We start from the raw sequence: 20,656 nt of genomic DNA on the forward strand, positions 1-20,656 counted from the left end.
AGTCTCCTAAATTAAATTGTGTTTTTCTGCTGTTGCTCATGCAGTTGTACCACGGCATTTTCAAACGCGTAGTCATAATCGGTGTCCGGCTCAGTCTGTGCTTCAACCTGTACACGCCGCAGGGTATTACCCGCCGGGTGATAGATTTCGACTACCCGACTTTCAGGCGGTGCTGGCGGCACGGTTTCCGGCATCAGTTCCGCGACTTCCAGCGCGGTCATGCGGCGCTGTGCAGCAGTGGCTTCTTTTGTGCGCTTAACAAACCGGGTCCGGTTACGGTCATGCTCACGAGCGGCCTGGGTATCACCAAACCCGGATTTTTCAATGCAGGTGGCTTCACAGATAAAACGTCCGTCCAGGGTGTAACACAGCACGGAGTCATGCAGTGCTGCCGGGTCAAAACGGATAACAATTTTGTTAGGCTTAACCCCCAGTAAATGCTCGTGATAGTAACGGTTTTTACGAGACTGTATTTTGCCGCCGGCATTTAAAGTAAAGGTGCCATTGGTGACCGTGACAGCTTCACCCGGTAACAATAATAAATGGCGTTGCTCTGCTGTTGCCTTGCGTACTGTGCTTTCTTGGTAGCTCTGTTCAAACGCATCATCAAACGACCCTTTACCAAGGCACACCTCTGTATCGCGCCCTTGCCGACGGTTCCAGAATGCAATCCCTTCGGCAAGGGCGTTTAAAAATGTTTCCGCATCAACAACCCGGTCACCATAATTATCCGGCTTTGCCATCGGGTTAGCGCCGGTATAAGCCCCAGCTAAAGCGGGATGCTTATCAACCACTTCACCCAGCCCCCCATGAGAGAATGCCCGTTCAACTGGTTTGGCCTGTCCATGACCTCGACCAAATAGCACGCTCGTCCAATGCAGCTGAATGCCCAATAGCGGAATGATGCCTTTAGGGTCATCTTCTTTAACTTTGAATCGATAGCGGTTCGGTACACCGCCAGTCATCCATTTGTTGGCCGCGGCGCGCGTGTTATCAATAGTGATGTGTTTGGGAATGCCGTATTGCTCAATCACATCAGCCAGTGCCAGGCGGATACTGTCGCTGTTCTCGGACACATCAGTCCGCCAGGCTAGAATCTTGCGGGTACGGATATCTTGCCAAATCCACGTCTTGGGCCGGATAACCTCACCGTTAAACCATTTAACAAAAACGTTATGCTGATAACCGTCGCCGTTAATCCATTCCATCGCATCCAGTTCAAGCACAGTGCGTTCTTGCGCGGGATAAAGCCGCATTAATGCGTGCTCACCCTGCCGCAATAGCACCACCTGTTCGGCTGGTACTTCACGTTCAAGCTTCCGCCGCAGGGATGACAGACTCGGTATTATCCAGCCATGTGCCGCAGCCACTTCCTCAAGGCGGGCATAGCAGGTCCGCAGCGCCGGTTGCTCCGGGCGCAGATAATCCGCTAAGAAGAAATCCCAGGCCGCAGACGTACAATCAGCTTCTTTCTTCTTACGGGTTGACATACTGTGACCATGTTTACCCACTAATGCTGCCAGCCAGTCAGAGCGGTCAAAAGGTTTAGCCTGGTAGTACCAGCGGCGGATGCTCGCAGGAGGAACCTGTAGCGCATCACTGACAGAATCAAATGCGGTCAGTGTGTCGATACCCGTTTCAATCATCCCCGCCACGGCAATCACGGCCTCACACTTTTGGCGTGCTTTTTCACGCTGCTTATTGCTTGCAGCATTAAATTGTTGCCAGAGTGATTCCCGGCAGTAGCTTTCAGTCTGACGTTGTTTTATTTCAAACTGGCGATCGTTAATTTCTATCGTGCCTTGTTTTTTCAGTATTGCGGCACGGGCGACAGGAGGCAGGCAATTAATATGAAACTCAAATGCCTTAGAACCTTCACGCTTACGGACCATCTCTGTTGTTGCATTTTTCTTTAAGCGGTTAGAAATGTTAAAAGGGGCTGTTGGTAAATTCGGTAGCCCGACACACTCTTGCGCTGTAACCCAAATATCCATCAGCTTCATACTCCCTGACATTATGAATTTTGATAACGACTCGGCCAGATAACAGCCGGATCAACACCGATTGCCTGAGCAATCAATCTTTCCCCCTTGGGCCAAGGGCGAACTAGCGCATTACGCAAAGTATCTTTAGCCAAACCGGCGCTGATAGACAATGCGCGTAGATTTGTGCCGCGTTTTTCTAATGCTGCGCGAATATCTGCACGATGCCAATCTGCTTGCTTGCTTGTCTGCATTGTGAAATCCTTATAAGTTTATCGGCGTGGATAATCACTGCTGATTATCTGTGTGAGTATGAATATAGCGTATAAAAACACGCTTGTAAACATCATTGCGTGTTTTTATACGCAGTGGTTTATTTTCAACAAACCTTTTGTTTAGCCTGTAATGGTGGGATTTATGACTGAAAAATATAATGAAGGAATAAAAAACACAGATCATGTTTTTCTTGAGAGTGTAATAACACGCTTTGGGGAGAGGTTATCCACCCTCATTAATGGAGAACCATACAAGTCATTTGCAAAAAAGTGCAATATGTCTGACAAAGCGATAAGGGACTATGTGAGTGGAAAAACATACCCAGCTTTAGATAAGATTGCTCATATAGCAAAAGTCACGGGATGCTCATTTGAATGGCTAGTGACAGGCCACGATATCAATGAACAAACAATTACTGAAACCCAAGAAATACGCACGGCTGTTACACCAGAGCAACAACAATCATGGCTATCCATATTAGGCAGAATGACCCCATCAGAAAGAGAATCGGTTATTGACAGGGTTTTCAGACAAGGCATTAGCACATTACTAGTACCTCCCCAGACAAGTACTCAACAACAAGAGTCGCAATTTCCATGGCCGGAAGACCTGCCTGCCAAACTAGGGGTATCTAACAACTCATTGGCGTTTGCTCAACTGTATGCATCTTTAACTGATGAACAACGACAGAGATTTTTGGAGTCTATCAATGACAAAGAACACGTCCCGGCAAACCACAACAAAATGAGCAGCAAAGCAGGTTAACATGGGCTAAAGTAGCCTATGTTTTAAAGCGTATTTAAAGATGTTTTAAATGACTGATAGTGTGCGTCCTGGTTTTATTAAAATAAATGGCACAAAAGCGGCAACCACAAAAATTTTCTCATTTTAGTTAGTCTGCCCGTTAGGGCAGGGATAAACTTATCACACCCACTCAACACCGTACCAGCGCTGAATTTACACCCGTGAATTCCCGTTTATTTTGACCAATTCCCTATTTCTTTTTGTTTCTCATTACTTGTGGTTCAATACATTGTGAGATAAGCTTTGCCGATAGTGTTGCGACTTCTTCAGCATTTGATACGTCACATTGATGGCCTTCACAGCTATAACCTTGTTGCTGAATTTCCTGACAAAGTATTTGAGCTTCACTTGTACTTGATTTGTAGGTAAAAACCACATGATAATTTTGAGTAGTCAGCATCTTTACTATGCCTTTACCAATACCACGTGATCCTCCTGAAATAAAAACCCAAGGTATGCTGATATTCATTAATTTATTCCTCTAAATTTATGCCATCCGTCTGCCAATACAGAATTCATCAACCTTAGTTGGCAATCTGTTTTCTTTTTGTTGTTCCCATCAGGCTCATTTCAACAACTAAAGAGATTTCTCCATTTAGCCAGATTGGAATTTCCAACGTGCCGTATAATGAGCCATCAACATCAAAGGTATCCTTAGGCAGGATCGAATATTCGATGCTTGGCATTTCATTTGGGATTTCGCGATTGAGCAGGGCTGGAGATAAACTCACTGTATGCATAACATGTAAGACGATAAGATCTTTGAGGCATGTTTCATCATGTTTCCCTTGTTTGCCGAAATAGTTTTTAAATTCTGTTGCTAGTGCAGTTTTTGCACTTTGTTGCATAAAGAGATAAAAAATCAGGGCATCCAGAAAGATCCAGAACTCATTGACCTTAGGGAAGGTATTCTTGAATTCAATGGCCTTTCTTATCGTTTCTTGTAGGGGAACCTGGCACTGTGGTTTTTCTGGAAGGTCAGTTTTTTGCGAAAAATCGAAGTGACTATAATGACCAACTAAAGGTTTTAGGTTTGTTGTTTCATCTTGCAGATTAAAAGTAGTTTTCCCATTTAAATCAATGTGCTTAGTTTTGACACAATAGCAAGCATCCAAAGGCACGGGATTTCGTAAATTAGCGTGCCATTGCCTGCCAATATTCACATTTGGTTGTGAGAGACAGTTATATCCACTTTTGAGAGGGATCATTGCCAGCATACCGTGCACTGCAATACCTCCCAATCCAACTTCTCTTGCGATTTTTTCATCAAAATGGATGGGATTGTAGTCTCCAGAGAATTCAGCCCACTGTTTGAGATCTTCTTTGCTAAATTGAACGTTCATCTGTCGGCTTTCCTGAAAATAAGTGCACAGTTTGTACCGCCGAATCCATAGTTAACATTTAAAGCAGTATCGATAACTTGGTGAGTTCGGTGGGTGTTGGGTACGTAATCCAGATCGCATAGCGGATCTGGATTGTTCAAGTGCATAGTTGCGGGAATAGTGGCTGTTTCTATTGCTTTGATACAGAAAATGGATTCAATTGCTCCTGCCCCGGCAATAAGATGACCTGTGTAGGATTTTGTACTGGAAATAGGAACATGGTAGGCGTGCTCTCCCAGGCTCATTTTTAGGACATCAGTTTCGTTAATATCGTTTAACGGGGTTGATGTCCCATGAGCATTGATATAGTGAATATCTGAAGGGGAGAGTTGGGATTGTTCCAGCGCTGCTTGAATTGCCATTACTCGCCCTTTGCAATCAGGTGCAGGTGCTGTCATATCAGATGCATCGGAGCAGTTACCATAGCCGATGACTTCTGCCAATATTTTGGCCCCTCTGGCAACCGCACTGTCATAATCTTCAAGGCATAATACTGCTGCGCCTTCTGACATAACAAAACCACTACGGTCTTTGCTAAATGGGCAACAGGCTTTTTCAACCGATTCTTGTTCTTTACTTAGTGCGCCAAGAATGTCGATGCTCCAAACGATGAAAGGATCTCTGATACTTTCACCGCCACCTGCCAGCATCATCTTAATGCGTCCGCTTCGGATAAGTTCAAAAGCATCACCGATTGCCATACTGCCAGTTGCACACGCTGCAACTGGGGTATTCTGATATCCCCGTAAATTCCAATTCATTGAAATAGCTGCCGTGCCTACACTGTGCATGGACATAATATTTGTCATGGGTGAGGCAATACCTTGAGTAGCATAGGAATGGTTGTTTTCAACGGTTGCATCTTCCCCACCCCATCCAGTACCAAAAATGACACCTCGCTCAAAAGGTGAATAACTTTCGTCAAGGGCTGCTTTATCGTTACCAAATGCCATTTTGATTGCATCATCTGCAGCAATCAGCCCCAGTTTGCTGAATCTGGGCAGATTCTTTAGCAACTTTTTGGAAAATCGTGATACATCAGGAGAGAAAGATATGTTGCCGAAGAATTTTGCAACAACAGAAGTGTCTGGATGGGTTTCCTTTCTGTAACCTACACGATAGCTTAGGATCGCATCCCAGATTTCCTGAGTATTCTGCCCAAGAGAACAGATAGACCCATAGCCTGTGATGGCAACGCGGCGGTAATTAGTTTGAGAATTCATGAAACATTATCTCCAAAAGTAAGTTCCTGGTGACATGCTTTATTTTTTTAATATAACCAAATAATGGAGTTGGTAGATAAAAGCATCACAAAAATAAATGTTAGCTGTGTTGTGATATGCCATAGACAGCTAACATCCAAGTGTATTGATAATAATTATTTTATTGCTTCACTAACGTAATTGACGAAATCGCCGATTGTCGTCGTATTATCCCGCTGGAATTTATCGAAATTTAGTTGAATACCCATTTCTCTTTTTAAAGCAACTTGAATGGATACAAAATCCAGGCTCACTAGGTGAATATCGTCGAGTAAGGTGTCAAGAGTAATGTCTTCTGGTTCAAGATCAGTTAATTCAGTAATTTGAGATTGCAGTAGTTCAAATAGTTTCATATTAATATCTCCTTAAAAACTACAAAACATTAGTGGAGCTTCGGCGCAGAAATATAGATATCAATGGATATAAAAGAGTTATTCCTGATATGCCGTCGTTTAAATGTTATTTTGCTGTTATTCTTAAGCGTTTAAAGATTGTCCCGAGATTTTCAGCAAGTTATAAGTTTCTTGTTTGATAGCGTTAGCCAGCATTTCAATATCATTTTGGCTTGTTGTATGTCCAAAGCTGATACGTACCGCGCTATCAATACGATCATCAGGTAGCCCCATAGCAACCAGAACATGAGAACGTTGCGTTGATTTGTTATTGCTACAGGCTGATCCTAAAGATAAAGAGACTCCGTGACATAAATCCAGCCTACTAGCTAATGATTCAGCTCGAACCCCAGGGAAACTTAAATTTAGTGTCCAGGGCGCTTGAAACTCTGGGTTTGTACTGCCATTAACCAGATAGTTAACATGATGCTGTTCCAATAGAGATAGCAAAGTTTCTCTGAGCGTTTTGTAAGTATCGAAACGTTCTTTCAATCCATTTAGAGATTCTTTAGCTGCCGCCGCCAGTCCTGCAAGGCCCAAAGTGTTCTCAGTACCACTGCGTATTCCCTGCTCTTGCCCTCCGCCATGTAACAAAGGGTTTAATTGAGTGCCTGGTGCATGATAGAGACCACCAATACCTTTAGGACCGTTAAATTTATGGCCAGAGAAAGATACGGTTGTTATGCCAGTAAATTTGTCACAGTTAAAAGGAAGCTTACCAATAGCTTGTACTGCATCTATATGTAGATAAACGTTGGCTTCTTTTGCCAATGAAGCGACGGCTTCATAGGGCTGTATCACACCGGTTTCGTTGTTAATTGCCATTAATGTGATCAGTCGTGTTTCGGGTCGCAAGTTTCTCTCGATGCTTTGTACGCTTATCCGTCCCTGATTATCAGGATCGATCAGCGTCAGTTGAAGTCCGCGTTGCTGATACCAGAGTAATGGCGCCAGAACAGACGGATGTTCAATGGAAGAGCTAATGACATGATATGCAGACAGATCTGAACCGGGAAGCGTCGCTAACAGGCTGGACAACGCTTGGTTATTACTTTCGGTTCCTCCTGATGTAAACAGGATTTGTGCTGGTACCGTGCCCATTAATGACGCCATAGATTTTCTGGCGTCGGCGAGCAGGTTTTTAGCCATGTCGCTTAAGCTGTAGTGGCTGGACGGATTAGCAAAAATAGACAAAGCGTCTTTAATCGCCAACTGCGCTTTGATACTTAGCGGTGTTGTGGCGTTGTAGTCGAAGTATAGGCTTGTCATATTTTTCCCTTTAGCTGCTCGAATAACTTATGCAGCATATCAAGGCAGTGTTGCTGGGCTGGTTCTAACTCTCCTAATAACGCATCAATGCCATCAGGTGATAATGTGTTTAATTCTTCGAGAGTTTTGCCTTTAGCGTGGCGACAAAATTGGTTAGACATTGCCAGAGACGCGGTGCATCCCCATGCACGAAAACAGGCATTATCTATCCGCCCCTGGCTATCCAATGTCAGGTCAATATCAACCTTATCACCACATACAGGGTTACCTAACGCCAGTTTAATTGTGGGTTTGGATAATTCCCCCTGGCAATCAGGATTACAAAAATTGTCAATAATGATGCTATTAAACATAATTCCACCTTGCTATTTATACAGCGGGGGTAGCCGAGGAATCTTCGTCGTTTGACATTTTTTTCTCAAGATTAACCGCACAGCAACCAAACTCTTTAGCAGCAGCGGTGCGCATAACAAACTGAACTCGCTGAGAATTACGCCAGGATTTGTTAGGGTCAGTGCGTAAGTAGACCAAATCTTCTGTCAGTAACATACCCGGGGTAGAAACAGAAAGAGGGTCCAGAATGACTAGTTGTCCTGTTTCACCATCAGGTAACTCGCGTGATAAATCATTAGGATCACGGACGGAGAAATGAATATAAGGAGGAACATGCTTATGGTTATATTCATCTTCTATAGCAAGAACGTTTGCCTCAACCAGACCGTACATATCACGTGTCCGGGATGCTGGAATTCCCATCCATTCTTCAATATCTGCATTCAGTTCACCCCGGGAGATCATATCTCCGGTAAAACGTTTCCAGCCGCCCATTGTGATTACCATGCTATCGCGATCTAAAGTGAGCTTGGTATTATTTTCTTTTAGGAAAGTAATAAAACGATGGATCATGAATGGAGGACCAATTAAATGCCGGGTGAACTTGCCTTTCCACTCGATTAATTGATTCAGTGCATCTTCTGGGGAAAAACGATCTTGATTGATCATATAGCGTCGAGTGTCTAATAACCCTGTAAAGAAATTAAAGATTTTGACCAACGCCATTTCGGGAATATCTTCTGTTGAAGGGCATAAGCATAAGACAGCACCGCCAGACACTTTGAACATGTTGCGATAATTAGAGTAAACAGCTAATACTGTGTGATCCATAGTCTCGTGGCAACGGCGATAAACACTCGGAATTCCACTTGTACCGGTTGAACGCATTTCATGTTCGATTTCAGATAAAGGTTTGCTTAATAAGCGATGACTTTCGGCTGATTTATAAGTTGCAACAGGTATCAGTGGAATGCGAACTAAATCATTATAATTCTGGATGTCTTCTGGCTTAATGTTTTGCTTTTCACAGATATCTTTATAGTAAGAGTTATTATGGTAATGGAAATGAAAAGCATCCTTAAGCAAACAGGTTTTTAATTCTTGTTGCTCTTCTTTAGACAGTTTATAGAGAAAGTCGACATCTGCTATTAACCATTTTAGCGGATTTCCTCCACGAGATTTTATACCATCATATATATTTTTGATATTTTCCATTTTTGCATCTCCGGTAGAGTAGATGAATTAATCTTTGTTTATTATATGTTATAGCAATAATGCATAAATTACGTAGGCAAAAAGGATAGTTATTTATTGTATCATTTTATTGAATAAATCGGCTGTGTTATTATTGCAGATAACTATATGAATTTATCAATACTGAAAAATTCATGATAAGAACAGCTGATTTATTCAAAATATCCACTTTAATACGAATGTGACCAGTTAATTCAAGTAAATTATTTAATTATCTTTTATATTTTCTCGAAGTTCATTGTTTTTTAATATATTGAACGGTTTTTATAAAATTTTTTATTGTCCTAAGATTGGGATAATGATAAAAATAAAATACAGATAAATTACGAATTAGAAACGAGTACGCATGATGAAAATGGATTGTTTAATTGTGGGTGCCGGTCAAGCCGGGTTAAGTTTAGCCGCTATCCTCACGGCTAGGAATATTAATGTCTGCATATTAGAGCGAGATGCGCGTATTGGTGATGTATGGCGTAGGCGCCCTGATAATATGTTATTATTTACTTCACGCGGTATGACTCAGCTTCATGGCTTCCCATTTCCTGGAATCGAAGATGGATATCCGGATAAAAATGAAGTTGCTGATTACCTCGAACACTATGCTATACATCATAACCTTAATATACATACTCAAACCGAAGTGGTTGAAGTGAAGCATGATAAAAATGGCTACCGTGTTAAAACAAAAGATGGGAAAGTATTTAACGCACCTTGTCTGGTTAATGCAACGGGGGCTAATCAGTTAGCTGATGTTCCTGCATTTGCTAAGCAACTTTCAGCTGATATACAGCAATTGGCGGCAGATAAATATCAAGAACCCAGGCAAATTAAAGAAGGTAGTAGAGTCGCTGTCATTGGTGATGGTGCTAGTGGGCGCCAAATTGCTAAAGATTTAGCGGCTACTACGGATGTGACGTTATTTTGCAGTTCTTCCCGTCCTCTTTTACCGAATAGAATAATGGGTAAAGATATCTTTTGGTGGTTGAGTAAAAGTGGTCTGTTGTTTGCTAATTATTATAGTCTGGTGGGAAAAATCATGCGGCGGCGTAATCCCATTCCTTGTGGGGATCTAAAAAATCATCGGTTAGCTGCTTTTGGTGTAAAAATAGCAAATAGACTAGTTGATATAAAAGATAATAAATTATGCGATTTATCTGGTAATCAATATGAGGCAGATACTGTTATTTGGTGCCTGGGTTATAAAGATAATACAGCATGGTTGACTCTTCCCGGCGCTGCGGATGCCAACGGATTTGTTTGTAAAAGTGGTTATGCAGAAGGCGGGAAAACACCTTACCCAGGGTTATTTATCGTTGGGCGGAAATGGCTGAGTAGCCGTGGTTCTGAATTAGTGTTAGGTGCTTATAAAGATGCAAGTCGGGTAGCTAAATGGGTAGAGAATTATCTGAAAGAGCATGTATCATTAGAATAAATGATTAGTACAGGGTAGTAATATTTTACTCTGTATGTTTTATTTGTTATGGATTTGTAATTTATTGGCTGGTGTTGTTATGAAATTATTCTGAATTCTGTATCATTACTGAAAGCACATAATTTAAATATGTTATTGGCGTAGAATGATACAGAATCTTTAACATACTGGTTCTTGATAATAACAATTGTAAATAGGATTGATTTATTTTAGGTAACTCATCAAGAATACTATTTATTCATAACACAGATATTTTGTTTTGGGAAATTTAATCCTGTTAATGTTGATGAAAAATTGAGTTGTTTTTGTTGTGATCGGTTCATACAAGCATTTTTTAATTCAGATGGTCTTAATCCATATAGCATCATACAGGTACGGCTGAAATGTGCGCTATCGGAAAAACCGCTATTACTAGCTAATAGAGTAAGAGAATCGGACAAATGTATCTCATCAATAGCATGATGTAGGCGTTTCCATAATAGATAACTCCGGAAATTTGTTCCCATTTTTTCTCGAAATAGATGTAAGAATCGACTTTCAGACAAATAAAGTTGGTTTGATATTTCTCGGGAAGAGATACATTTTACCGGCAATTCAGTAATAAGAGAGGCCGCTTTCATGATCCTTTTATCCTGATAACAATGACAATTCTCTATTTCACCTAAGAGGTTATTTAAGATGAAAATATCTGGAGAGGTCTCTGATTGTAAGCAATTAATAAAATAATTTGCTATCAAACCGGATGACTCTTGACTTAAGTATATTATATCTGAGCCTCCCATCTGATGTGATAACAAATGACACAGAGGATTGGCTGGATCTATTAGTAAATTAAAACAAAGCTGTCCTTCTGTGTGTAATTTATGTTTAATATTAGAAGAAATAATAAATCCATGTACTTGCCGAGATTCATTGTCAGTATCAATCCTCATCGGTGAATTATTCGGTGTTACACTTAATTGTATACAAGGGTGGCGATGCCATTCTGTTTTCATATTATAAGAGAAAACTAAATCTTGCAGATGGAACTTATAGAATTTAATAAAATACGGTATTTTATGTAACATAATCTTATCCTTTATTAAATTATTGTGTGTTTGAGTTAATTGTTTCCTGTAATTATAATAAATTAATGATATTAATTTTTTAATTTAATGTTGTTGATTTATTAAATGATTATTATTGGAAACTATACTGCATTGATATTACTAAATGATTATTATGAAATTGAAATTGTTTCCTATGGTATCTTCAAGAAATAATTCCACTATGAGCAAATATCGTTTTGACATAGCATGGGGAATTTTTCACAGCTATGTTTTTAGCTGATGAAATATCCAAAATGATTTGCCTTTGCTAGTCAATCTTAACAATATTCGAATTTTTCAGTGATAAATATCACTATTCACTTGATATAACTATATACTCGTTATCTTTCAAGTTGCCTTTTTGTTGGCTGCACTCACTCACCCCGGTCACATAGTTATCTATGCTCCCGGGGATTCGTTCCCTTGCCGTCGCGATGAATTTTGAAATCCATAGGGTATAGATATTTCCTCTAGTAACATAATTAGTGACCAAAAATTTAATGATGAGTCAATATTTCATATAATTATTATTGATTAGTTATAACTTATATTAAACATATTATTGTGAAAACTGTATGGTTATTTTTTTATATTCTTTGTGAATTATGTCACACCAATCATAAGCATATGAGCATAATGCGATAAGTGGGTTATATCAGGCTTGTAATGAATGAAAATTCATTATAGCAATCCCCAAAATGCTTTAATCAAGGGCTCATTTAGCCGTTTTCTCTGTACACATATACCTAACTCGAATGGTTCCACCAGAGAAATATTGTCCAGCAAAGATATGCGATTGCGTACTGGCTCAGGGCTGTTTTCTACAACTACATTGGGAATTAATGCAATCCCACAACCTAGCGCAACCATAGAAACAATCGCTTCGTGGCCGGATACAGTAGCGTAAATTAATGGGTTGTTGATTTGATGGTGGCGGAACCAGTGCTCAATGCGCTTACGAGAAGGACCATGTTCCGGCAAAATAAAGGGGATAGTATCCCAGTTAGGGTTTTCTTGTGTTACAAGCGTTCGCACAGTACAGGGAAGGGAAGGTGCAATCAATACTAGTGGTACTTTACCGATTTTGGTGAAGCTAACATTATCTGGTAGCTTTTCTGGCTTACCAGCGATTCCTAAATCGGCATCATTAGACTGTACTTTATTGACTGCATCTGCAGCGTCACCAGTAGTCAGTTTTATTTCAACCAAGGGATGTTCTGCCCGGAAACGATCAAGAATCTGCGGTAAGTGACTGTAGGCTGCAGTGACTGAACAGAACAGGCGTAACTCACCACTTAGCGATGGGCTTTGTTGATTCAGTGAGTGTTGTAGTTGCTGATATTGTAACAGTGTCTGCTGGGCGAATTGTTTAAGTTGCTCTCCGGCAAATGTTAGCTTTACCGAGCGATTATCCCGTAAAAACAATGGATGCCCCAGAGTCTCTTCAATGCGCTGGATTTGGCGGGATAATGTAGATGGACTGACATGCATTGATTTCGCTGTGCGGCCAAAATGGCAGCTTTCAGCCAGATGCAAAAAAAGTTTGAGATCACGTATATCCATAACCCATTTACCTTTTCTTATTCTCATAATCAGCATTGCATAAAATGCAATATAGCATTGTTAATATATCAATTTAAGCAATGGGTTTCATGTCATATATTGAAAGTATGCAGACACCTCACATGCTGAGGTAAATATCAAAAACAGTCGCAGCACTTAGATTGCTGAACACAACATGGCAACGGAGTTACTAATGGCTAATTATTTTAATACGCTGAACTTGCGTCAGCAGTTGGCGCAGTTAGGTAAATGTCGTTTTATGGCACGGGAAGAATTTGTTGATGAGGCAGGATATTTAAAAGGCAAAAAAATAGTTATCGTCGGTTGTGGTGCGCAGGGGCTGAATCAAGGTCTGAATATGCGTGATTCTGGTTTGGATATCGCTTATGCCCTGCGTAAAGAGGCCATTGAAGAAAAACGAGCCTCATGGCGTAAAGCAATAGAAAATGGTTTTCAAGTTGGTACTTACGAAGAATTGATATCGCAGGCTGATTTGGTGATTAACCTGACGCCAGATAAGCAACACTCTTCTGTTGTCCGTGCTGTTCAACCGTTGATGAAAGAAGGCGCTGCTCTGGGTTATTCTCACGGTTTAAATATTGTTGAAGTAGGTGAACAAATCCGTAAAGACATCACTGTTGTGATGGTAGCGCCTAAGTGTCCTGGTACTGAAGTGCGTGAAGAATACAAACGGGGCTTTGGTGTTCCTACTTTGATCGCTGTTCATCCAGAAAACGATCCAAAAGGTGAAGGTATGGCAATCGCTAAGGCATGGGCAGCGGCAACGGGTGGGCATCGCGCTGGTGTTCTGGAATCTTCTTTCGTTGCTGAAGTGAAGTCCGATCTGATGGGTGAACAAACCATTCTGTGCGGTATGTTACAAGCTGGCTCACTACTGTGTTATGACAAATTGATAGAGGAAGGTGCTGAACCAGGTTATGCAGGAAAGTTGATCCAATTTGGTTGGGAAACCATCACCGAAGCACTGAAACAAGGTGGTATTACCTTGATGATGGACCGCTTGTCTAACCCGGCAAAAGTGCGTGCATATGCGCTATCTGAGCAGTTGAAAGACATCATGACGCCACTGTTCCAAAAACATATGGATGATATTATTTCTGGTGAATTCTCTTCTTGTATGATGGCGGACTGGGCTAATGATGATCAGAAGTTATTAAGATGGCGTGAGGAAACTGGTAACACTCAGTTTGAAAATTCACCGCAATATGATGGTAAAATTGGTGAGCAAGAATACTTTGATCACGGTGTTTTGATGGTAGCTATGGTGAAAGCCGGGGTTGAGCTGGCATTCGAAGTTATGGTTGATACCGGCATTATTGCAGAATCTGCATATTATGAATCTCTGCATGAATTGCCACTAATTGCTAATACTATCTCTCGTAAGCGTCTGTATGAAATGAACGTGGTTATTTCTGATACAGCGGAATATGGTAACTATTTGTTCTCTCATGTTGCAGTTCCACTGCTGAAAGAGAAGTTTATGGGTTCACTACAGGCAGGCGATTTAGGTAAGCCTGTTGCAGAGAGTGGTATTGATAACACCCAGTTACGCGATGTGAATGAGGCTATTCGTAACCACCCAATTGAAGTCGTTGGCCGCGTGTTACGTGGCTACATGACAGATATGAAACGTATTTCTGTTGGTGGCTGATATTAGATTTGAGTTAAAGATAGAGGGAGGTAAATCCTCCCTTTTAAATTTAACAAAAATGATTTCTGAGATTAATGTTACTAATGTGTTGAATAATAAACCATTGTGATCGGATCAAGAAAGGTGGCTTATTGTTTTAAAGAAAACGGCGTTTCCTTCCCCTTTCTGCTACAATTCCTTCCCCTGAAGCTCTGTCCTGATATAACTCATTAAATACCATGCGATTAAATCCCAGCCAACAACAAGCAGTTGAATTTGTTACTGGCCCCTGTCTGGTCTTGGCAGGGGCTGGTTCCGGCAAAACCAGAGTGATCACGAATAAGATCGCGCACCTTATCCGTATTTGTGGCTATCAACCTCGTCATATCGTAGCTGTGACTTTTACTAATAAAGCAGCACGGGAAATGAAAGAACGTGTAGCCCAGACTTTGGGACGCAAAGAGGCTAAAGGGTTGATGATTTCTACTTTCCATACCTTGGGATTGGAAATCATTAAGCGTGAGTACAAGGCTCTGGGAATGAAAAGCAATTTCTCGCTGTTTGATGAGCAGGACCAGATGGCTTTGTTAAAAGACCTGACAGCTGATTTGTTAGAAGAAGATAAGGAACTGTTACAAAAACTGATTGTTTCCATTTCAAACTGGAAAAATGATCTGCTTTCTCCACAACAAGCAGCGGTATTGGCTCGTTCTGCTCAGGAACATCAGTTTGCTGAATGTTATCGCCGCTATGATTCACATCTGACGAGTTGTAATGTGTTGGATTTCGACGATCTGATTACCAAACCTACCTTGTTGATGCAGTGTGATGAAGAAGTCAGGGAACGTTGGCAAAACCGTATCCGTTATCTGTTGGTTGATGAATATCAGGATACCAATACCAGCCAGTATCAATTGGTTAAACTGCTGGTCGGGCAAAGAGCGCGTTTTACTGTAGTTGGTGATGATGATCAGTCGATTTACTCATGGCGTGGTGCAAAACCACAAAATTTGGTGTTATTGAAACAAGATTTTCCGAAGCTTAATGTGGTTAAGTTGGAGCAAAACTACCGATCTTCTGGTCGTATTTTGAAAGCGGCTAATATTTTGATTGCCAATAATCCCCATGTGTTTGAAAAACGGCTTTTTTCTGAACTGGGGTATGGTGATATGTTGAAAGTCATTACAGCTAATAATGAAGAGCATGAGGCGGAAAGAGTTATTGGAGAACTGATTGCACATCATTTTATTAATAAAACCCAATATAAAGACTACGCTATTCTTTATCGGGGAAATCACCAATCTCGGGTGTTTGAAAAAATGTTGATGCAAAGCCGTGTCCCTTACCGGATTTCTGGAGGCACTTCTTTCTTTGCTCGTCCTGAAATTAAGGATCTGTTGGCTTATTTGCGAGTATTGACTAATCCTGAAGATGACAGCGCATTCTTGAGAATTGTTAATACACCAAGACGCGAAATTGGTGCAGCTACAGTTCAAAAACTGGGCGATTGGGCGAATCAACGAAATAAAAGTCTCTATCAGGCCAGTTTTGATCTTGGTTTGGAACAAAGTTTGACTGGGCGTGGGTTGGTAGCACTACAGCGTTTTACTCATTGGATGGATGAGATCGCCCGTCAGATTGAACAGGAACCTTTGCTTGCTGTGCGTGATCTGCTACATGGTATGGATTATGAAAGTTGGTTGTATGAAACATCACCAAGTCCGAAAGCGGCTGAAATGCGGATGAAAAATATTAATCAGCTATTCATTTGGATGAGTGAAATGCTGGAAGGTGATGAACTGAACGAACCAATGACTTTGTCTCAAGTAGTCGCGCGTTTCACATTGCGGGATATGTTAGAGCGCGGTGAAGATGGTGAGGAGTTTGATCAGGTGCAATTGATGACTTTGCATGCCTCTAAAGGGTTGGAGTTTCCGTATGTATTTCTGGTTGGTATGGAAGAAGGGCTGTTGCCCCATCAGAGTAGTATTGATGAAGAAAATATTGATGAAGAGAGGCGACTGGCTTATGTGGGAATTACCCGCGCTCAACGGGAACTATTCTTCACTTTATGTAAAGAACGTCGTCAATACGGTGAATTAATCCGGCCAGAACCAAGCCGTTTTTTACATGAGTTACCACAGGATGACTTGCATTGGCCGCAAGATAAAAAAATGGTGACTGCTGAGGAGAGAATGCAAAAAGGGAAATCACATATTGCAGATATCAAGTCACGTTTAGGTCTTGGGCAAAAAAGTAAGCAATAAAAGGTACATAGGAGTTTCCCTATATCACAGAAATACAGGGAGGTAGATTTAATTTAGGTTTGAACCATCCAATTCTTGCAGAACAAGCGGCCATTGAACATGGTTTTGCCACAGAATTTCTTGCTGTAAAGACTCTGCCCGTAGAGGATGTTGCATTAGCCAGCCATGAGGTAAAGTAATCATCAATTCTTCACCACTCACTTTTAAATGCAAAGCAGAAAAGGTGTTATCTCGGTGATGGCTGGCTAATACGATAGCCAACCGCAATAGGCGGCATAAGCGCTGAGCTTGTATCAACGGCAAAGCATTTTGTTGACTGAAGGAAACCAAATCAATAGTGGCATTTTGGTTTCTTAGTAATATGGCTAATAGCTTTTTCTGTGCGGGAGTATAGCCGGGGAGATCGAGATAATTGATAAGATAGGCCGCATGTGATGGAGCCTGACGGTAATCAACACTCAGACCAATTTCATGTATCAGACAAGCACTAAGTAATAATTCATGACACCGACTATCAAGCTCCCAAGGTTTAGCGACCTGTTGCAAGAAATGCTCTGCCAACTGTTTGACTCGTTGAGATTGCTCAACTTCCAACTGAAAGCGACGCTGTATATTACGTAATGTTCTGGTGCGAATATCTTGTTCTATCGGTAAATCCAGCATGCCGTAAACAAGACCTTCTCGTAAAGCGCCGCCAGCAAGGATCATACTTTCAATGTCTAACGCTTGAAAAATAGCTATCAGGATAGCAAGACCGCTTGGGAAGACGAGTGCCCGTTCCAGCGTCAATCCTTCGATTTCTAATTCTTCCAGCTTACCGCATTCAATCGCTTTATGTTTGAGTTCCTGGAGTCTTGGCAAAGTAATCAGCTCATCCATACCTTGAGCAATCATGATTTCTTGCAGTGCCTGAACTGTACCGGAAGCTCCGACGCAAATCTGCCAGCCTTGTTCTATAAGTTTTGAAACAATGGGTTTCAGGATTTCATGTGCGGCAGCTTCGGCTTTGGCAAAGTTTTCTTCTGTCAGGCTACGGTCATTAAAGTAACATTCAAGCCAAGTAACACAGCCCATACTCAGGCTGGATAACTGATTAGCCTTTGCCCCATTCCCTGTGACCAGTTCTGTACTTGCGCCGCCAATATCGACAACAAGCCGTTTTTCGGGGCCGCCAGTCGTGTGGGCAACACCTTGATAAATAAGTCGAGCTTCATCTTCACCACTGATTACCGTAACGGGACTACCAAGTATTTCTGACGCTTTTTTTACAAATTCACTAGAATTTCCGGCGATACGCAAAGTTGCTGTAGCGACAACGCGGATTTGTGATGGTGGTATACCTTGTAAGCGTTCAGAAAAAACCCTGAGGCATTGCCAACCTCTCTCCATTGCCTGCTGAGATAAATAGTTATTTTTATCCAGCCCGGCGGCTAATCTGACTTTACGTTTGATTCGTGCCAATATCTGCATACTGCCGGATATTTCACGTACAACCAGCATATGAAAACTGTTTGAACCCAAGTCGATAGCCGCATAGAGAGAAGAGGTACTCAATATCATTTAATTTAGCCTGAACGTTTACGGTTATTACGCGGTGTATTATTACGATGCGATAAATTATTACGGCGCTGATGGTTCCCAGAACGCGAACGATGGCGTCGTTTAGGAACCGGTAAATCTTTTAACAATGCATTACTGTTATATTTACTGACAGGGATCTGGTGCTGGATATAACTTTCGATTGCTGGCAGGTTCAGAGCATATTCTTCACAGGCCAGGCTAATAGAGTGACCACTTTCCCCGGCACGTCCAGTACGGCCAATGCGATGAACATAATCTTCACAATCATCGGGTAAGTCATAGTTAAAAACGTGAGTTACGGATGGAATATGCAATCCACGGGCTGCCACATCAGTTGCAACCAGAATATCAATATTGCCATTACTAAATTCTTCCAGAATGCGTAACCGTTTTTTCTGTGCAACGTCACCAGTTAGTAAACCAACGCGATGTCCGTCAGCAGCAAGATGAGCCCAGATATCTTCACAACGATGTTTGGTATTGGCGAAAATAATGCAGCGATCAGGCCACTCTTCTTCTAATAACGTTTGAAGCAGACGCATCTTTTCTTCATTAGAAGGATAAAACAACTCTTCGCGGATACGGTGTCCCGTTTTCTGCAACGGTTCCACTTCTACATACTCTGCATGATTCATTTGCTCAAATGCTAGTTCTCGGACTCGGTAAGACAGAGTAGCAGAAAACAGCAGGTTCATGCGTTCATTGGCAGGAGGCATCCGACGGAATAGCCAGCGGATATCTTTGATAAAACCTAGATCGTACATACGATCGGCTTCATCAAGAACTACAACCTGAACAGCATTCAGATTAATATGCCCCTGCTTGGTATAGTCGATCAGACGCCCGGTTGTGCCGATGAGAATATCAACACCGGATTCCAGCACTTTCAGTTGTTTGTCATAACCATCGCCGCCGTAAGCAAGACCCATCTTTAATCCCGTTGTTTGTGCCAGATCTTCTGCATCAGAGTAAATCTGTACGGCTAGTTCGCGGGTAGGAGCCATAATCAGCGCTCTTGGCTGATTGGTTTGACGCCCCTTTGTTGTGGGATGAGTCAGTAAATAATGAAAAGCAGACGCTAAAAATGCTAGCGTCTTCCCGGTACCAGTTTGCGCTTGCCCCGCGACATCACGACCTTCGACAGTGAAAGGTAGTGTCAGTGCCTGTATAGGCGTACAATTAGAAAACCCCTTGTTATCAAGAGCTTCTATGACTTTGGGGTGCAAGGCGAAGTCGGAGAACTTCTTTTCTGTCAAGTGTGTTTTACTCATAGTGTGGTAGAATATCAGTTAACCGTTGTTTTACGGAAGTGTATCCTCTGAAATAAAGGCAACCTTATATCAGTAATGTTACACTAGCATGGTAAAAATTATTCTTTGGAGTAAAAAATGAGCGATAAAATTATTCACTTGAGTGATGATAGCTTTGATGCTGATGTTCTGAAAGCAGCGGGTCCAGTTCTTGTCGATTTTTGGGCTGCATGGTGTGGCCCATGCAAGATGATTGCACCTATTTTAGATGAAATTGCACCAGAATACTCAGGCAAACTGACTATTGCTAAACTGAACATTGATGATCACCCGGCAACTGCTCCTAAATACGGTATCCGTGGTATTCCTACGTTACTACTATTCAAAGACGGTCAGGTAGCTGCTACCAAAGTGGGAGCATTGTCAAAGACTCAATTGAAAGAATTTTTGGATGCTAATATCTGATTGAAGTGAAATCACACTAATACCGGACGTTTAGCGTATATCACTATTTATTTCATTGACCGCTAGACGTCCGTAAAGAAGCGTGATAAGTTAGCGCCACTGCTTGTATCACATACCTCATGTTAGAAGTATGTTGCATACTAAATAACCTGTAGTGTCTGATAAGTCTGTTATCTCTGGATAGTCTAAAATATCCAATGGGTTGTACGGAAGTGATGTGGTGTATGACTCATTATGTTGAGATAGTTTTTTTATAGAAATCAGTAGTGTTTCGGCATTATCTCAACAGCGTTTTTGACAGCCTGTCAGTCTTATTTGAGCTCAATCTTGGTACTTCAAATTATTACCTCTTTATATAAATAATGTATAAAAGGTCTTATTTGTTTTTTGTACAAAATAAACAGG

Annotated in this window: 18 protein-coding genes; 5 read left to right on the forward strand and 13 right to left on the reverse strand. The window is 41.5% G+C overall.

The genetic code is table 11. The features are described 5' to 3' along the window. Positions 1-11 precede the first annotated feature (11 nt). Positions 12-1,994, reverse strand: coding sequence for a transposase domain-containing protein (locus BO26_RS08485; RefSeq protein ID WP_036769414.1), 1,983 nt, complete (start codon positions 1,992-1,994; stop codon positions 12-14). 20 nt (positions 1,995-2,014) lie between these two features. Continuing rightward, a complete protein-coding gene (locus BO26_RS08490; RefSeq protein ID WP_036769237.1) occupies positions 2,015-2,236 on the reverse strand; it encodes a helix-turn-helix domain-containing protein in 222 nt (73 codons plus the stop codon). Positions 2,237-2,399: 163 nt separating this feature from the next. Here BO26_RS08490 and BO26_RS21535 point away from each other — a divergent pair, with 163 nt between their 5' ends. Continuing rightward, positions 2,400-3,023: a helix-turn-helix domain-containing protein gene (locus BO26_RS21535; RefSeq protein WP_051690873.1), complete on the forward strand. Its 624-nt coding sequence runs from the start codon at positions 2,400-2,402 to the stop codon at positions 3,021-3,023. Positions 3,024-3,252: 229 nt separating this feature from the next. On the opposite strand, the gene BO26_RS08500 is transcribed toward BO26_RS21535, so the two are convergent. From BO26_RS08500 to BO26_RS08530, 7 genes are all read right to left on the reverse strand, one after another. Further along, positions 3,253-3,531, reverse strand: coding sequence for an SDR family NAD(P)-dependent oxidoreductase (locus BO26_RS08500; RefSeq protein WP_236637404.1), 279 nt, complete (start codon positions 3,529-3,531; stop codon positions 3,253-3,255). Positions 3,532-3,586: 55 nt separating this feature from the next. Further along, entirely contained in the window at positions 3,587-4,405 is an 819-nt protein-coding gene (locus BO26_RS08505; protein WP_036770828.1) for a MaoC/PaaZ C-terminal domain-containing protein, read from the reverse strand. Then, positions 4,402-5,667, reverse strand: coding sequence for a beta-ketoacyl-[acyl-carrier-protein] synthase family protein (locus BO26_RS08510; RefSeq protein ID WP_036770829.1), 1,266 nt, complete (start codon positions 5,665-5,667; stop codon positions 4,402-4,404). The genes BO26_RS08505 and BO26_RS08510 overlap by 4 nt, the downstream gene beginning before the upstream one ends. Before the next feature lie 155 nt (positions 5,668-5,822). Beyond that, on the reverse strand, positions 5,823-6,059 hold the full coding sequence (locus BO26_RS08515) for an acyl carrier protein (RefSeq protein WP_036770831.1): 237 nt from the start codon (positions 6,057-6,059) through the stop codon (positions 5,823-5,825). 123 nt (positions 6,060-6,182) lie between these two features. Further along, on the reverse strand, positions 6,183-7,367 hold the full coding sequence (locus BO26_RS08520; RefSeq protein ID WP_036770832.1) for a cysteine desulfurase family protein: 1,185 nt from the start codon (positions 7,365-7,367) through the stop codon (positions 6,183-6,185). Then, complete coding sequence (locus BO26_RS08525; RefSeq protein WP_036770833.1) at positions 7,364-7,720, reverse strand: iron-sulfur cluster assembly scaffold protein; 357 nt, start codon at positions 7,718-7,720, stop codon at positions 7,364-7,366. The genes BO26_RS08520 and BO26_RS08525 overlap by 4 nt, the downstream gene beginning before the upstream one ends. 16 nt (positions 7,721-7,736) lie before the next feature. Continuing rightward, a complete protein-coding gene (locus BO26_RS08530; RefSeq protein ID WP_036770834.1) occupies positions 7,737-8,915 on the reverse strand; it encodes a LuxE/PaaK family acyltransferase in 1,179 nt (392 codons plus the stop codon). Between the two features lie 394 nt (positions 8,916-9,309). Here BO26_RS08530 and BO26_RS08535 point away from each other — a divergent pair, with 394 nt between their 5' ends. Continuing rightward, positions 9,310-10,386, forward strand: a complete 1,077-nt coding sequence (locus BO26_RS08535; protein ID WP_477707018.1) for a flavin-containing monooxygenase — start codon at positions 9,310-9,312, stop codon at positions 10,384-10,386. A gap of 230 nt (positions 10,387-10,616) precedes the next feature. Here BO26_RS08535 and BO26_RS08540 read toward each other — a convergent pair whose 3' ends face one another. Both BO26_RS08540 and ilvY read right to left on the reverse strand, forming a co-directional pair. After that, entirely contained in the window at positions 10,617-11,453 is an 837-nt protein-coding gene (locus BO26_RS08540; RefSeq protein WP_036770837.1) for an AraC family transcriptional regulator, read from the reverse strand. 702 nt (positions 11,454-12,155) lie between these two features. After that, on the reverse strand, positions 12,156-13,037 hold the full coding sequence (gene ilvY, locus BO26_RS08545) for an HTH-type transcriptional activator IlvY (RefSeq protein WP_036770838.1): 882 nt from the start codon (positions 13,035-13,037) through the stop codon (positions 12,156-12,158). A 193-nt stretch (positions 13,038-13,230) separates the two neighbouring features. Between ilvY and ilvC the strand changes: the two genes are divergently transcribed. Continuing rightward, positions 13,231-14,709, forward strand: coding sequence for a ketol-acid reductoisomerase (gene ilvC, locus BO26_RS08550; protein ID WP_036770839.1), 1,479 nt, complete (start codon positions 13,231-13,233; stop codon positions 14,707-14,709). Between the two features lie 218 nt (positions 14,710-14,927). Beyond that, complete coding sequence (gene rep / locus BO26_RS08555; protein WP_036770841.1) at positions 14,928-16,955, forward strand: DNA helicase Rep; 2,028 nt, start codon at positions 14,928-14,930, stop codon at positions 16,953-16,955. Positions 16,956-17,003: 48 nt separating this feature from the next. Here rep and gppA read toward each other — a convergent pair whose 3' ends face one another. Next, complete coding sequence (gene gppA / locus BO26_RS08560) at positions 17,004-18,512, reverse strand: guanosine-5'-triphosphate,3'-diphosphate diphosphatase (protein ID WP_036770880.1); 1,509 nt, start codon at positions 18,510-18,512, stop codon at positions 17,004-17,006. A gap of 8 nt (positions 18,513-18,520) precedes the next feature. After that, complete coding sequence (rhlB, locus tag BO26_RS08565; RefSeq protein ID WP_036770842.1) at positions 18,521-19,807, reverse strand: ATP-dependent RNA helicase RhlB; 1,287 nt, start codon at positions 19,805-19,807, stop codon at positions 18,521-18,523. A 117-nt stretch (positions 19,808-19,924) separates the two neighbouring features. Here rhlB and trxA point away from each other — a divergent pair, with 117 nt between their 5' ends. Beyond that, on the forward strand, positions 19,925-20,251 hold the full coding sequence (gene trxA, locus BO26_RS08570; RefSeq protein WP_036770843.1) for a thioredoxin TrxA: 327 nt from the start codon (positions 19,925-19,927) through the stop codon (positions 20,249-20,251). Positions 20,252-20,656: the final 405 nt, after the last annotated feature.

Source organism: Photorhabdus australis DSM 17609 (genome assembly GCF_000711895.1).
GTDB lineage: Bacteria > Pseudomonadota > Gammaproteobacteria > Enterobacterales > Enterobacteriaceae > Photorhabdus > Photorhabdus australis.